At 55.9% G+C, this 13,758-nt stretch carries 15 protein-coding genes; 11 read left to right on the top strand and 4 right to left on the bottom strand.

All coding sequences use genetic code 11. From position 1 onward, the window contains the following. Nucleotides 1-1,268, bottom strand: a 1,268-nt coding sequence (locus ACGHEN_RS10800) for an ATP-binding protein (protein WP_390399338.1), incomplete at its 3' end; no start/stop codon positions are given. Between the two features lie 345 nt (nucleotides 1,269-1,613). Between ACGHEN_RS10800 and rpmH the strand changes: the two genes are divergently transcribed. The 9 genes from rpmH to ACGHEN_RS10755 all read left to right on the top strand — a co-directional run bounded on the left by rpmH (nucleotide 1,614) and on the right by ACGHEN_RS10755 (nucleotide 6,650). Continuing rightward, complete coding sequence (gene rpmH, locus ACGHEN_RS10795) at nucleotides 1,614-1,748, top strand: 50S ribosomal protein L34 (protein ID WP_019127408.1); 135 nt, start codon at nucleotides 1,614-1,616, stop codon at nucleotides 1,746-1,748. Between the two features lie 20 nt (nucleotides 1,749-1,768). Then, nucleotides 1,769-2,107 (top strand): ribonuclease P protein component, encoded by a 339-nt coding sequence (gene rnpA / locus ACGHEN_RS10790; RefSeq protein WP_006236191.1) that lies wholly within the window; start codon nucleotides 1,769-1,771, stop codon nucleotides 2,105-2,107. Next, complete coding sequence (gene yidD, locus ACGHEN_RS10785) at nucleotides 2,104-2,328, top strand: membrane protein insertion efficiency factor YidD (protein WP_082421942.1); 225 nt, start codon at nucleotides 2,104-2,106, stop codon at nucleotides 2,326-2,328. The genes rnpA and yidD overlap by 4 nt, the downstream gene beginning before the upstream one ends. A gap of 29 nt (nucleotides 2,329-2,357) precedes the next feature. Then, nucleotides 2,358-3,128, top strand: coding sequence for a YidC/Oxa1 family membrane protein insertase (locus ACGHEN_RS10780; protein ID WP_390399334.1), 771 nt, complete (start codon nucleotides 2,358-2,360; stop codon nucleotides 3,126-3,128). A 44-nt stretch (nucleotides 3,129-3,172) separates the two neighbouring features. Further along, nucleotides 3,173-3,742 (top strand): R3H domain-containing nucleic acid-binding protein, encoded by a 570-nt coding sequence (locus ACGHEN_RS10775; RefSeq protein WP_349124844.1) that lies wholly within the window; start codon nucleotides 3,173-3,175, stop codon nucleotides 3,740-3,742. A 95-nt stretch (nucleotides 3,743-3,837) separates the two neighbouring features. Further along, a complete protein-coding gene (gene rsmG, locus ACGHEN_RS10770; RefSeq protein ID WP_390399331.1) occupies nucleotides 3,838-4,575 on the top strand; it encodes a 16S rRNA (guanine(527)-N(7))-methyltransferase RsmG in 738 nt (245 codons plus the stop codon). Between the two features lie 132 nt (nucleotides 4,576-4,707). Continuing rightward, nucleotides 4,708-5,508, top strand: coding sequence for a ParA family protein (locus ACGHEN_RS10765; RefSeq protein WP_390399330.1), 801 nt, complete (start codon nucleotides 4,708-4,710; stop codon nucleotides 5,506-5,508). Beyond that, on the top strand, nucleotides 5,501-6,406 hold the full coding sequence (locus ACGHEN_RS10760; protein ID WP_373205019.1) for a ParB/RepB/Spo0J family partition protein: 906 nt from the start codon (nucleotides 5,501-5,503) through the stop codon (nucleotides 6,404-6,406). Before ACGHEN_RS10765 ends, ACGHEN_RS10760 begins: the two co-directional genes overlap by 8 nt. Then, nucleotides 6,396-6,650 carry a hypothetical protein gene (locus ACGHEN_RS10755; RefSeq protein WP_390399328.1) on the top strand — a complete coding sequence of 85 codons (255 nt, stop codon included), beginning with the start codon at nucleotides 6,396-6,398 and terminating at the stop codon, nucleotides 6,648-6,650. Before ACGHEN_RS10760 ends, ACGHEN_RS10755 begins: the two co-directional genes overlap by 11 nt. 192 nt (nucleotides 6,651-6,842) lie before the next feature. Here ACGHEN_RS10755 and rlmN read toward each other — a convergent pair whose 3' ends face one another. Continuing rightward, nucleotides 6,843-7,895, bottom strand: coding sequence for a 23S rRNA (adenine(2503)-C(2))-methyltransferase RlmN (rlmN, locus tag ACGHEN_RS10750; protein ID WP_390399326.1), 1,053 nt, complete (start codon nucleotides 7,893-7,895; stop codon nucleotides 6,843-6,845). An 85-nt stretch (nucleotides 7,896-7,980) separates the two neighbouring features. Between rlmN and ACGHEN_RS10745 the strand changes: the two genes are divergently transcribed. Both ACGHEN_RS10745 and ACGHEN_RS10740 read left to right on the top strand, forming a co-directional pair. Continuing rightward, nucleotides 7,981-8,946: a D-alanine--D-alanine ligase gene (locus ACGHEN_RS10745; protein ID WP_373205016.1), complete on the top strand. Its 966-nt coding sequence runs from the start codon at nucleotides 7,981-7,983 to the stop codon at nucleotides 8,944-8,946. Continuing rightward, complete coding sequence (locus ACGHEN_RS10740) at nucleotides 8,940-11,834, top strand: helicase C-terminal domain-containing protein (protein WP_373205015.1); 2,895 nt, start codon at nucleotides 8,940-8,942, stop codon at nucleotides 11,832-11,834. The genes ACGHEN_RS10745 and ACGHEN_RS10740 overlap by 7 nt, the downstream gene beginning before the upstream one ends. On the opposite strand, the gene ACGHEN_RS10735 is transcribed toward ACGHEN_RS10740, so the two are convergent. Both ACGHEN_RS10735 and ACGHEN_RS10730 read right to left on the bottom strand, forming a co-directional pair. Then, on the bottom strand, nucleotides 11,831-12,748 hold the full coding sequence (locus ACGHEN_RS10735; RefSeq protein ID WP_373205014.1) for a helix-turn-helix transcriptional regulator: 918 nt from the start codon (nucleotides 12,746-12,748) through the stop codon (nucleotides 11,831-11,833). The genes ACGHEN_RS10740 and ACGHEN_RS10735 overlap by 4 nt on opposite strands. Then, nucleotides 12,735-13,718 carry a helix-turn-helix transcriptional regulator gene (locus ACGHEN_RS10730; RefSeq protein WP_390399324.1) on the bottom strand — a complete coding sequence of 328 codons (984 nt, stop codon included), beginning with the start codon at nucleotides 13,716-13,718 and terminating at the stop codon, nucleotides 12,735-12,737. The genes ACGHEN_RS10735 and ACGHEN_RS10730 overlap by 14 nt, the downstream gene beginning before the upstream one ends. Nucleotides 13,719-13,758: the final 40 nt, after the last annotated feature.

Genomic DNA, 13,758 nt, shown 5'->3' with positions numbered 1-13,758 from the left:
AAGTCATTGAGCGTGCGTGACCAAGTGGGGGCCGAGTTTCCAAATGCCCTCGCCAGATCGGTTGCACCGCACGCTTGATTTTGCGCCAGATAGCCCAGCGCGGCGTTGCCGCGATCGCTTACGAACACGTCCGGTTGTGGCTGTGCATACTGATTTGCTGCATTAGGATACATCATTTGAGCTGCTGGTTGTTGAGAACTCTGCATTGGCGGCATTTGCTGTTGAAAACTTTGAGGCCACTGTTGGTAAGGCTGCGGAGGCGTCTGCTGGGCCCAGGGGTTGTACTGCTGCTGCGGCATCTGCTGGTACGGCTGCTGATATCCCTGCTGGTACTGCTGCGGGAACTGCTGGCCATACCCCAGTGGCGGCATCTGCTGATATGGATATCCCTGTTGGTACGGCTGATAGCCCATTTGCTGGCCACCCGGCGCCCCCGTCGCCTGCTGCATTGCTGCTGCATCCTGATCAGCCAGCGGCATGGCCTCTGGCATGTTTGGCGGCATCGACATAGATGCCGCCTGGGGCTCTTGTGTGGGAAGCATTCCGGGCTGCTGCATCTGCCCCACGGGGGGCTGCATCTGCTGCGTTGCCATGGGCTGCTGCGCAAAAGCTCCCGGCAGGGGATATGTGGGCTGCTCCGTCTCGGGCCGCACGGCAGCACCGCGTCCGCCGGCACGCTCGATTTCCTGCACGCGTTTAGGGTTCAGGCTTACCGTAACCACGGTGCCGTTGCCCATGTTGTCCTCGATGGATACGGCACCGCCGGCGTTTTCCAAATACTCCTGCACCATGGGAAACCCTGCTCCGGTTCCACGGATATAGCGCTTCATCTTGCTGTTTGCGCTGGTAACGCCAAAGTCGAAAGCGCGTTCCTTGTCGTCGATGCCGGGTCCTTGGTCAGCAAAGCGGATGGTGTCTCCGCCGTCCAGAATCGAGATGATGGGCTCTGCAAAGTGTGCGTGGATAAAGTTTTCGACAATCTCGCGGATGACCATGAGCGAGATATGGCCACCTTGTTCTTTCATGCACTGGTAGACGGTGTTGGTCGTCTCTTCCAAATACGTGCGGACATCTTGCGGATCAATGACGATCACGCGCGGTGTCGACAGCATGTCGTCATAGACGGCGATGCGCGCGGCGTACATGGCTTTTGGCGCCTGCGTGGTCGTCTGCTCGCCTTCCGCACGCTCTTCACGCACGCCGGTGATGTGCTCGTTGTCGGGTGCCGGGTCTCCGGAATCGACCATGGTGTAAAAGTCGTCAGACATGCCGCTCGCAATCTTTCAAAAGGTTTCGAACAAATAGTAGCTCACCGTGCAACGTTTCTCATCTTTCGACAACTTTTCAAAACTTGTTGAAAACTTTGGAAAACGGGCGAAAAGTTCTCAACATTGCCAACATGACCTGTTGAAAACTCGATGAAATATCGTGAAATGTTGCCATGAGGCGCAAATTTCGGTTGTGCTTATGGGGGAACCGTGTGAACTGCGCAACCTTTTACCTTTGATTTCTTGACATTTGAACATTGATTTCCCTACAATCTTCAAGCTCACGTGTCTATATCTGCGTCCGCGTCCCCGCGGACACTCGAAATGCAGCAGGAGGAACTTAAGATGAAGCGTACGTATCAGCCTAATAAGCGTAAGCGTGCCAAGACCCATGGCTTCCGTGCCCGTATGGCCACTAAGGGTGGTCGTGCCGTGCTCGCCCGTCGTCGTGCCAAGGGCCGCAAGCGTCTCACTGTCTAGCAGCGATACACACATCTCGCATGAAGACTATTAAGTCTCGGCAAGATTTCGAGCATGTGTTCAGTCAGGGGCGTCGTTTCAATCACCCTCTGATTCGAATGACCATATGTGAATCGGTTGGCGAAGGCGACTCCGGAAGGGTCGCCTTCGTTGGTGCTAAGCGACTCGGTTGTGCCGTCGTGCGCAACCGATCTAAGCGTGTGATGCGCGAGGCCGCCCGCAGCTGCGGATTTCCCGTTGCGGGTTATGACATCATCTTGTTTGCAACTCCCAAGACGAGGGTTTCCTCGCCGCAGGAGATGGACAAGGCGTTGCGTTCGCTTATGAAGCGCGCCGGCGTTGCCGGGGAGGAGCGATGAGCAATCACGTTTTGCGACGTGTTGCCATCGCTCCTATTCGCATATATCAACAGGTTATTTCGCCCTTATTGCCTGACGCCTGCATTTATTACCCAACGTGCTCGCAATACGCCGTCCAGGCGATTGAGAAGCACGGTGTTTTGAGAGGCTGCTGGCTTGCCGTGAGGCGCATCGCTCGCTGCAATCCCCTGCACGTCGGCGGTTATGACCCTGTGCCCTAGCGGGCACTCGCTATCGGAGGAAAACTTACATGTGGGATTGGATCGTTAACATCCTTTTCGAGCTGCTCAAGCTCATCCAGACCTTTGCGGTCGACTGGGGCCTGTCCATCATCATCCTGGTGGTCATCATCCGTCTGCTGCTGACGCCGCTCATGCTCAAGTCGACCAAGTCGACGGCTCGCATGCAGGTGCTGCAGCCCAAGATGCTCGAGATCCAGGAGCGCTATGCCGACGATCCCCAGCGTCAGGCCGAGGAGATGCAGAAGTTCTACAGCGAGAACAAGTTCAACCCCATGGCTGGCTGTCTGCCGCTGCTGATTCAGATGCCTATCCTGTTCGCCCTGTTTACGCTGCTGCGTAACCTGCCGAACTACTTTAGCGACGGCACGTTCTCGTTCTTCAATATCCTGCCTGACCTTACCACCACGCCGAGCGCTTCCTTTGCCGATGGCTTTATGGTTGCGCTGCCTGCGCTGGTTTGCCTGATTCTGTTCGCTGTCTTGACCCTGATTCCGCAGCTGTATATGTCACGCAATCAGACTGGTCAGCAGGCCCAGAGCATGCGCATGATGGCCGTTGTCATGACCGTCATGATGCTTTGGATGGGTTGGAGCCTGCCCGTCGGCGTTCTGCTGTACTACGACGTGTCTTCCGCCTGGCAGGTTGTCCAGCAGATCTTCGTGACGCAGAAGGTTATCGATAAGGCCAAGGCCGATGAGGAAGAGCGTCTTAAGAACGCTCCGCTGCAGGTCGAGGTTACTCGTCGCGAGAAGAAGCCGCGCCCGCACAAGAAGAAGTAGTGGGATAGTATTCTTATTTAGGTACCTAACTTTTGGAGTTCGTTATGTCTGAAGAGATCGTCGAGGATATGCTTGAGGAGGTTGCCCCGCGGGTCGCGGGCGATTATCCCGAGATTGCACAGCGTTACAAGGCTGGTGAAGAGCTGACCGATGAGGAGCTCGACACCATTGCCGATGTGGCTATTTCCATTCTGCGTTCCATCCTTTCGCACTTCGATGCGGCGAACTCACCCATCGATGAGTATGAGGGTGACGAGGGCGAGTTGATCCTGGACGTAACTGCTCCTGATCTTGCTGTTCTCATTGGCCGCCATGGACGTACCCTCGATGCTCTTCAAGTTATGTTCTCCCTGTTGGTGAGTCGCAAGCTTGGCTTTAGGTATCCGGTCGTCGTCGACGTCGAAGGTTATAAGAGCCGTCGACAGGACAAGGTTGCTTCTATGGCCCAGTCCGCTGCCGAGCGCGCTATTCGCACTCATAAAAGTGTTTCCTTGCCGCCTATGAATGCCTACGAACGTCGACTGGTTCATATTGCCCTTCGTGGTAACGATGCTGTCGACACGCATTCTGAGGGCTCTGACCCCGATCGCCATGTTGTGATTGTTGCTCGATAATCTTCTCGAGTCTATGCTAAGGGGACGTGGTTTCCACGTCCCCTTTTTTTGTCAAAAGTTCTCGATACACTGATTTTTGTCAGAAAGGAGTCGTCTTGTTTGTTTTAACTGATGAGCAGGCAAGCCAAATGCTGGGCCGTCTTATTTCGTATCGCAAAGACTATTCTTTGAAGGTCTCCGACGAGAGCCTTCGTGTCTGTATCCAGCATCTTGATCTTGTTCTGGAGGCCAATAAGACTACTAATCTAACGCGCATCCTGAATGTTGATGATGCAGCCGTCCTTCATATTCTGGACTCACTTGTTTTACTGCTCTATATTGATAAAGCTCCTGAAGGTGCTTTGCTTGATATGGGTACCGGTGCTGGATTTCCAGGTATTCCGTTGACTATTGCAAGTGGGCGAAAGGCTACCTATATCGATTCCGTTGGCAAGAAAGTAGATGCTGTTAACTCCTTTGTTAGTGCGCTTAGACTCAAGCATGCTTATGCCGTTCACGATCGTCTTGAGGAATATGCTCGATCCCATAAGAAGCAATTTGCAGTTGTGACCGCCCGTGCGCTCGCACCATTACCGGTTCTCGTTGAATATGCTTCTCCTTTTCTAAAAGATGGTGGTCTCTTTGTTATTACGAAGGGGAATCCATCTGATGAAGAGTTTCAATCTGGTATTGCTGCTGCAAAGATATGCGGCTTTACCACGCTTATGACGGACGACCTTGATTTGCCGAATGGTCTGGGTCACCGTGAATTTATTATCCTTAAAAAGACTCGTCAGGCATCTGTTTCCCTTCCGCGTGCTAATGGCATGGCAAAAAAGAATCCGCTTGCCTAGATGTTTCACGTGAAACATAATGGATAGTGTCGATTGTTATGTTTCACGTGAAACATAACAATCGATGTCGAATCGGATTGTTTCACGTGAAACATCCTCCATTCAACAGCTTTAAATACACCAGGAGGGACCGTGGGATTTCGCGACGTTAAGCGTTCTAAGAGTGCAAAAGACACGCGTGTCATTGCTATCATCAACCAAAAAGGCGGCGTAGGTAAGTCCACCACGGCTGTAAATCTTGCAGCAGCGTTGGGTGAACTGGGCCGAAAGACGTTAATTGTCGATTTTGACCCGCAGGGTAATAGTACGAGTGGTTTTGGAATCGAAAAAGAAGAACTCGATCACTGCATCTATGATGCATTGCTGAACGATGTTCCGGCGGAATCGCTCGTTCTTGATACAAATTGCAATAAGGTATTTGTAATCCCGGCAACTATCCAGCTTGCGGGTGCGGAAATCGAACTTGTCAGTGCGATTGCCCGTGAGACTCGCTTAAAGGATCTGCTTGAGCCTGTTCAGGATGAGTTTGATTTTATATTCATCGATTGCCCGCCATCGCTTGGTTTGCTGACCATCAATGCGTTAACAGCAGCAGACAGTGTTTTGATTCCTATTCAATGCGAATATTACGCACTTGAAGGTGTCACAAAGCTGCTTGAATCGATGAAGATGGTTAAAACACGCCTTAATAAGAGCCTTGATACTTATGGCGTGCTCATGACTATGTACGATTCGCGCACATCGCTTTCGAACCAGGTTGTGGAAGAGGTTCAATCGTATTTTGGTGACAAGGCATTCAAGACCTTGATTCCACGCACAGTTAAAATTTCAGAAGCACCCTCGTTCGGTGAGCCAGTAATTACCTATGCGCCACAGAACAAGGGCGCAAAGGCGTATATGAACCTTGCTAAAGAGGTGATTAAGCGTGCCTAGTCCTAAGAAGCGCGGCGGCTTGGGTCGTGGTCTCAATGCACTGGTCTCAGAAGCTGAATATGAGACTGGTGGATCTGCAGCGTCAGCATCAAATGCCGTTTCGGAAACTAAGCTTCCAATCGAAGACATCGTTCCGAACCCAAATCAGCCACGAATTCACTTCAACGAGACCGAGCTTCGAGAGTTGAGTGAGTCAATTCAGGAGCATGGCGTTCTTCAGCCGCTTCTTGTGCGCAAGCACGGTAATGGCTATGAGATTATCGCGGGTGAGCGCCGTTATCAGGCTTCGAAACTTGCGGGTCTTGAGGAGCTCCCCGTCATCATTAAAGATGTTGATGATGAGCAGATGCTTGCACTCGCGCTGATTGAAAACCTTCAGCGCTCTGACCTTAACCCCGTCGAAGAGGCAAAGGGATATCGACAGCTCATTGATGCGAGCGGTATGACTCAAGAAGCCTTGTCAAAGGCTGTCAGCAAGTCTCGTTCCGCAATCACCAATTCGTTGCGCCTGCTTGATCTTCCAGAGGTAGTTCAGCAGATGATCTTCGAAGGCAAGCTGACTGCTGGTCATGCGCGTGCAATTCTTGCGGTTCCGTATGAAGATGCGCGCATTAATCTTGCTGAGAAGGTTGTTGCAGAGGGATTGTCTGTCCGTGCGACAGAAAATCTTGCCCCACTGTTTTCTGCCGGAGAGACGCCTAAAACACCTCGCCCTGCAACGCCTCAGTCTTTTAAGAAGGCTGCACGCGTTCTGCGTCAGGTGTTTAACACGAACGTTCGCGTCAAGAGCTCGCGCGGCAAGAATAAAATCGAGATCGAGTTTAAGGATGAGGAAGAGCTGTCTCGCATTCTTGGCGAGATGATTCAATTTGACCAGGGAGATCAGGATGAAGAATAAAGTTCTGACTGCTCTTGCTTTGGCTGCAACTGTAGCGGTTGGTGCGTTTGCGGGATTTAAGATCGCAACAGACGATGAATTGCGTGGTCGTCTGCTTCGCGGAGCGCAAGATATCGTCGATACGTCCAAAAAGAAAATGGATGTTATGACTGAGGATGTCGCTATGCGTACAGCTCAGGTAACTAAGAATCCCAAGATTAATCAAGATTGGGTTAACCATCAATGGGAAAATGTAGGCTTTTAGGTACCTAACAATTACTAGCCTTTTTTAAGGGGTCCTTGTCTGAACGCCAGAACAAGGACCCCTTATTTCTTTCGAAAAAGTTGTTGAACAATCGCTCGATGCGAATTAGCGATAGATATGAAACAGCCCCGGTTGCAATTAAGCAACCGGGGCTGTTCGATGTTTCACATGAAACGTTTAGGTTGGTCTCCCCTACGCGTTCTTCTGAACCTTGAAGCGCTGCTTGAGTTGGCCGCAAGCAGCGTCGATATCGTTGCCGCGAGAGTTACGGATCGTGGTCTCAATGCCACGGGACTCAAGACGACGCTGAAGGTCTTCAACCTTATGAATCGGTGACGGTTTGAGAGGACTGCCCTCGATATCGTTGAGCTGGATTAGGTTGACGTGGCACAGCGTGCCCTCGCAGAAGTCGCAGAGCGCCTGCATCTCGGGGTTGGTGTCATTGACGCCCTCGATCATGGCGTATTCGTATGTCGGACGGCGGCCGGTCTTTTCGGTGTAGAGCTGAAGGGCCTCGTGAAGGCGCAAAAGCGTGTACTTCTTAACGCCCGGCATGAGCTTATTGCGCGTGGACTGAATGGCAGAGTGCAGCGAGACGGCGAGCGTGAACTGCTCGGGAATGTCGGCAAACTTGCGAATACCAGGAATGACGCCGCTGGTGGAGACAGTGAGATGACGTGCTCCAATACCGATTCCATCGGGGTCATTAAGAATACGCAGTGCCTTGAGGACCTCGTCGTAGTTGGCGAAAGGCTCACCCTGGCCCATGAACACGACGCTCGTCGCGCGCTCACCAAAGTCGTTGGAAACATGCAGTACCTGGTCAACGATCTCTTGAGCGGTCAGTGAGCGCTTGAGGCCGTTCAGACCGGTAGCGCAAAAAGCGCAGCCCATACCACAGCCGGCTTGGGTAGATACGCAGACAGACAGCTTGTTGCGACGAGGCATGCCGACGGTCTCGACGGAGATACCGTCGTGGTACTCGAGTAGGTATTTACGAGAGCCATCCTTAGACACCTGCTTGGCGAGCTCGGTCGGCGTGTCGAAGGCAAATGCCTCCTTCAGCTGCTCGCGGAAGGCCTTGGGAAGGTTGGTCATGTCATCAAACGAACAAACGTTCTTCTCAAAAACCCATTCGATGAGCTGCTTTGCGCGAAAAGCGGGTTGGCCGAGTTCGGCGACAAGTTCGCGAATATCGTTTTGGCTCAAGTCGCGAATGTCTTGAGATTTAGTCCTGGGATTCATGGAAGCCTTTCGATTTTGGGGAAACGTAGAGGGTATCGCTACAATATGGTATCAGCTGCAGGAATTATAGAGGAGGAGTCTGCCCATGCCGGGTAAAAGCCTAGAGAACATGCACGTAGCGGTCTTGGCGGGCGGCCATTCCGCCGAACGCGAGATTTCGCTCAATTCTGGAAAGAATGTCGTGGTGGCACTGAAGGAGGCCGGCTACACCTCGGTGGAGCTGCTCGACACCGCCGCCGATGACTTTATGGTGACTATGGCGACCGGTGGCTTCGACGTGGCGTTTATCGCCATGCACGGCGCCGGCGGCGAGGATGGCGCCATGCAGGGGGCCATGGAGACGCTGGGTATCCCCTACACGGCGTCAGGCGTGCTCGCCAGCGCATGTGGCGCCGATAAAGAGGTTTCAAAGCTTCTGTATGCCAAGGCGGGCATCCCCATTGCCCCCGGCCTGGCGCTTGAGGCGGGCGACGAGGTCGATATTGATCGTATCGTCGAGATTTGTGGCGAGCGTTGCTTTGTAAAGCCCGCCGTCAACGGCTCCAGCTACGGCATTTCGCTCGTCCACGAGCCCTCAGAGCTGCCGGCGGCAATCGCCAAGGCTTTTGAGTACGGCGATAAAGTGCTGGTCGAAAAGTGCATCGAGGGAACCGAGATCACTGTGGGCGTGTACGGCGAGGACGACGTGCGCGCGCTGCCGATTGTGGAGATTCGCAAGCCTGAGGACTGCGAGTTCTACGACCTGGATGTAAAGTACGTCGACCCCACAGACATCCACCGCATTCCGGCGCAGATTTCGCCCGAAAACTATGCGCGTGCCCAGGAACTTGCCTGTGCGGCCCATAAGGCCCTCGGCTGTCTGGGCGTTTCGCGCAGCGATTTTATCGTGAGCGAGGACGGCCCTGTCATTCTCGAGACCAACACCATTCCCGGCATGACCGATACGTCGCTGTATCCCGATGAGATTCGCCATACCGACGACATGACGTTCCCGCAGGTGTGCGACAGCCTGATCCGTATGGGTCTCCGCCGGGCGGGCGTTGCATGCTAATCGAGGACGCCGTATCTCCTGGAACGCCGCAGTTCGTCATCGATTCTTACGCCACGCTCGCCGAGCGCGCTAAGACGCAATCGTTTGGCCTCATCGAGGAGGACGTAATCGTCCTCGATACCGAGACCACGGGTCTTTCGGTGCAGGACAATGAGTTAATTGAGATTTCCGCGGCCCGCCTTTCGGGCCGCGAGGTCATTGACCGCTTTGATACGTTCGTGCATCCCAAGCAGCTGATTCCTGCAGAGATTACCGAGCTCACGAGCATTACGAACGCCGATGTGGCAGATGCTCCGTCGGCCGTCGAGGCCGTCGCGGCACTCGCCGACTTTGTGGGCGGCTGTCCTGTTATCGCGCATAACGCCACGTTTGACCGGTCGTTTATCGAGTCGGTCAAGGGCGGTGTCAACGTCAGCGACATCTGGATCGATTCGCTGGCACTGTCGCGCATCGCACTTCCGCGCCTGGCCTCGCACAAGCTGTCTTTTATGGCCGACTTGTTTGGGTGCGATTCAGTATCGCACCGTGCGAACGCCGACGTTGATGCCCTGTGCGGTGTGTGGCGCGTGCTGTTGGTCGCACTTACCGACCTGCCTTCGGGCCTTATGGCGCGCTTGGCGGACATGCACGCGGACGTGCCTTGGTCATATCGCCCCATTTTTTCTTTTTTGGCTGGACAGAACCCGGGTTCGATATTTTCGCTCAGCGCCGCTCGTGCCGATGTGCTCAAGGCCGATCGCGCAGACGATCGCGTTGATGCGGACGAGCTGCCGGTCCTTAAGATGCCGAGTCGTGAAGAGATCGAGGCAGATTACGCCCCCGGCGGCCTGGTCAATCGCATGTACCCCACCTATGAGCCGCGCGACGAGCAGATCGCGATGGCGGTTGAGGTTCGCGATGCGCTGGTCACGGGCACCCATCGCGTGATCGAGGCGGGCACGGGCGTCGGTAAGTCGATGGCCTATCTCGTGCCCTTCGCCGAGGCCGCCCGCCGAAACAACATTACCGTCGGCATTGCGACCAAATCGAATAATCTTGCCGACCAGCTTATGTACCATGAGCTACCAAAGCTCGCCGAGCAGCTGGACGGGGGCCTGTCGTTTTGTGCACTCAAGGGCTATGACCACTATCCGTGTCTGCGCAAGCTCGAGCGCATGAGCCGTGGTCAGGTTGAGATCACCACCAAGCGCGATCCTGCTGACACGCTCACGGCGGTTGCGGTGATCATGGCGTATGTGTGCCAATCTGCCGATGGCGACCTCGATTCACTCGGCATTCGCTGGCGCAGCGTCAACCGTCCCGACTTTACGACGGCTTCGCGCGAGTGTGCTCGTCGTCTGTGTCCGTTCTTCCCTGACAAATGCCTGGTCCACGGGGCGCGCCGTCGTGCGGCACATGCCGACGTGGTGGTCACCAACCATTCTCTGTTGTTCCGCAACGTGGCCGCCGAGGGGAGGATTTTGCCCCCGATTCGTCACTGGGTGGTCGACGAGGCCCATTCCATCGAGCGCGAGGCCCGTCGCCAATGGGCGCGCGTGGTTTCGGCAGATGAGTCGCGCGTGCTGTTTGAGCGCTTGGGTGGGTCGAGTGCCGGCGCGCTGAGTCAGGTTTCCCGTGATTTGGCCACTTCCGAGGGCTCCACGCTCTACCTGGGACTCACCGCCAAAGCGACGTCGACGGTTGCCCGCGCGAGCATGGCGATTGCCGATGTGTTCGATGGTGTGCGCGAGCTCGGCCGTCGCGCCCGTGGGAGCTACGATAACGCGAATCTGTGGATTGGCCCCGAGCTGCGCGAGTCGGATGACTGGCACGATTTTTTGCAGTCGGCCCATACCGCAATTGATGCGCTGGACCAGGCGGATAAAAGCGTAGACGCGCTGGTGCAGACCGTCGCCGCCGATAAGCCCGAGGTCGTTGTCGACCTAGGCGACATTTCGCGCCGTCTGCACGAGCTGGCCGAGAATCTCAAGCTCATCATTGAGGGTACGGACGAGCACTATGTGTACTCGCTGCAGGTTAACCGTCGGCTGCGTGCGGGCGGGGAGTCTATGACCGCCGAGCGCATCGATATCGGCGAGGCCTTGGCGAACGAGTGGCTGCCCGAAGTGCACACGGCCATCTTCGCTTCGGCGACCATGACGGTGTCCAAGAGCTTTGAGCATTTCAACCATGCTGTCGGCCTCGATCGCATCGGTGCGTCGACATCCTCATCGCTGCACCTGGATTCGAGCTATGACTTTGACTCGAATATGGCCGTGGTCGTGGCGGGGGACATTCCCGATCCGCGCGATCGCGAGCGCTATCTCTCGGCGCTCGAGTGCGTGCTGGTCGATGCCCATCTCGCCATGGGTGGATCGGTGCTCACGCTTTTCACCAACAGGCGCGATATGGAGGACCTGTATGCCCGTGTCGAGCCCAAATTGGCGCGAGCGGGCCTGGAGCTCAATTGCCAGCAACGCAACTCGTCCCCGCGTCGCCTGCGCGATCGGTTTATCAACGAGCCGACCTCATCGCTCTTTGCGCTTAAGGCCTTTTGGGAGGGCTTTGACGCCAGCGGCGAGACGCTGCGTTGCGTCATTATCCCCAAGCTGCCGTTCTCGAGCCCCACGGATCCCCTTTCGTGTGAGCGCAATCTGCGTGAGGACCGCGCCTGGGCGCGCTACTCGCTGCCCGAGGCGGTGCTCGAGGTCAAACAGGCCGCCGGCCGTCTTATCCGCTCATCGACCGATTGCGGCGTGCTCATCTTGGCAGATCCGCGCTTGGTGACAAAGGGCTACGGCAAGAAGTTCTTGACGTCGCTGCCCACGACTTCCTACCAGCGTATCGAGTCGGCGCAGATCGGTCATTATTTGCAGCTGTGGCGTGCGCGCCACGAGCGACGCCGTTAAAGCGGGCAGGTCAGGCTCTTCGCCATATCGCATAGACGCAATGCCTGGGCGGGGTCATCCAGTATGCGGATGGCTCCGCCCGCTGCGATTACCTGGCAGAACAGCCAGTGCTCTGACCCATAACGCACGGTCACCGTTGCCATGTCTGCCCCGTTTGGCTCAATCGACATGATGCCGGCCCAGTCTAGGCGCTCTGCCATGTCGAGCGGCATGAGGAGTTTTGCGCTCTGCTCCGCTTTGGAAAGGGATTCGTGGAGGGATGCGGACGCGGGCGCGTGGCGCTCCACAGAATCGTCGGTAAGGGCAAGGCCTTCGATTTTGTCCATGCGGTAGGAGCGCTGCGCATCAACTTCGACATCCCAGGCAATCAGATATGTTTGGTCGCCATGCGTCGCGATGCGCAGGGGGTCGATGAGACGCTCACGCGGCCGTGTGTCGTCCATCGAACGGTAGATGATGCGGCATCGAACGCCGTCTTGAATCGCGCAGTTCAGCTGTTGCCAGTGCGATCCTCGGGCAACGGTATCGACGACGCGCTGGTTGTAGCCGAGTTTCTCGGGTAGGAGGGCGTGTCGGATACGCTCTGCTGCCCGAGAGTCGATTCCCATCGATTCGAGTTCGTGGTTGAGCACGGCACCTTCGGCGGCACTTAGGCGCAAGGGCAGCACACGCCCCGCATCGCCTGTCAGGATGATGCACTCGCCGTGGCGTTCGCAGATGATGCGTGCGCCCGACTCACGGTCAGCGAGGGTCGAGACGATATCGATAATTTCGTCGAGCGCCGCACCCGTGATATCAAAACGGCTGCAGATATCCCCTCGTGTCATACCGGTCCCACCGGCAGCGTAGAGGGCCTCCATGATGTCAATCGCACGCGAGAGCCTTTGCTCGCTGGTGAGTTTACGCGCGGGCATGCTCGTGCACCGTCCTTTCGATGAGGTGGTTCCACGCCAGTTTAAGTGCATCGGGGGCAACGGGTCTCATGCCGTCCATGGCGTGCTCCATACAAAACGAGGCAGCGGCATTAAGGTCGCGCACGCCGACGGTCCAGGTCCAACCCTCTTCGGTGTGCGTGAGCTCCCCGCGACCGCGCGTTAGGCCGCTGACCATGTCGGCCTGGGCTTGCGGGGCAAACGAAAAGGTCGCCATAACGGGCTTGCAATCGGCAAAATCAAACTCAAAGAACAGGCGATCGTTCAGGTTAAAGTCGGCGGGGATGGAGTAGGCCTTCGAGGGGCGCCATGCGCGAACGATACGGTCGCAGCGAAACGTCCTGATTTCATCGGTGGCGTTGTCGAGTCCGCAAAAATACGCCACACCCTCGTGCTCAAACATGCCGTATACGCAGACGGTGCGCTCTTTTTGCTCCCCGTGCCCGTTTTGATACAAAAAGCGCAGTGCGCAGCGTTCGGCGAAAGCGCTCCACACCGCATCGACGGCGGGTAAGCGACGGGCGGGAGGCTCTTCTGCGGTCGATGCGCCGGTGAGGTAGGCGATCTTGGAGCGTATGTCTGCAAGCGGCGTGGCAAACGCGGCCGAACCGGTCGCAAGGGTCTGGTCGATAGCGTCGAGCAAGATGTCCGCGTCGTCTGCGGTGATGAGGCCACCGGCCGCAAACGTGTGCTCGCGATCGATGGTCCACGCGCTTTCTTCGGTTTCTTGGGCGCCTGCTGCGCGAACTTCCTTGATCGTGATTCCGCGTTCGAGGAGTTTTTCGCGATCGCGGCGAAACTTGCGCTTGTCCGAGTCGATATTGCCCGACCCATAGCCAAGATCGGAATCCAGGACAATTTGCTCTGTGGTCAATGGCTCGGGAGAGCTGTTGAGGACAAAGAACAGATTGAGGATGCGCTGGGCGGTCTTGTCGAAACCGGGTTCCGGCACCCCATTTTTATTCGTTACGGTTGTATCGCTTGCCGTCATA

Source organism: Collinsella sp. i06-0019-1H4 (assembly GCF_042849575.1).
In the GTDB taxonomy this organism is placed as follows: Bacteria; Actinomycetota; Coriobacteriia; order Coriobacteriales; family Coriobacteriaceae; genus Collinsella.
This window is presented reverse-complemented; position numbering and strand designations above follow the sequence as displayed.

Bases quoted from the DNA above. Each gene is read 5' to 3' on its own strand.
- rpmH (WP_019127408.1), top strand. From the start codon at position 1,614: ATGAAGCGTACGTATCAGCCTAATAAGCGTAAGCGTGCCAAGACCCAT.
- rnpA (WP_006236191.1), top strand. From the start codon at position 1,769: ATGAAGACTATTAAGTCTCGGCAAGATTTCGAGCATGTGTTCAGTCAG.
- yidD (WP_082421942.1), top strand. From the start codon at position 2,104: ATGAGCAATCACGTTTTGCGACGTGTTGCCATCGCTCCTATTCGCATA.
- ACGHEN_RS10780 (WP_390399334.1), top strand. From the start codon at position 2,358: ATGTGGGATTGGATCGTTAACATCCTTTTCGAGCTGCTCAAGCTCATC.
- ACGHEN_RS10775 (WP_349124844.1), top strand. From the start codon at position 3,173: ATGTCTGAAGAGATCGTCGAGGATATGCTTGAGGAGGTTGCCCCGCGG.
- ACGHEN_RS10755 (WP_390399328.1), top strand. From the start codon at position 6,396: ATGAAGAATAAAGTTCTGACTGCTCTTGCTTTGGCTGCAACTGTAGCG.
- rlmN (WP_390399326.1), bottom strand. From the start codon at position 7,895: ATGAATCCCAGGACTAAATCTCAAGACATTCGCGACTTGAGCCAAAAC.
- ACGHEN_RS10745 (WP_373205016.1), top strand. From the start codon at position 7,981: ATGCCGGGTAAAAGCCTAGAGAACATGCACGTAGCGGTCTTGGCGGGC.
- ACGHEN_RS10740 (WP_373205015.1), top strand. From the start codon at position 8,940: ATGCTAATCGAGGACGCCGTATCTCCTGGAACGCCGCAGTTCGTCATC.
- ACGHEN_RS10735 (WP_373205014.1), bottom strand. From the start codon at position 12,748: ATGCCCGCGCGTAAACTCACCAGCGAGCAAAGGCTCTCGCGTGCGATT.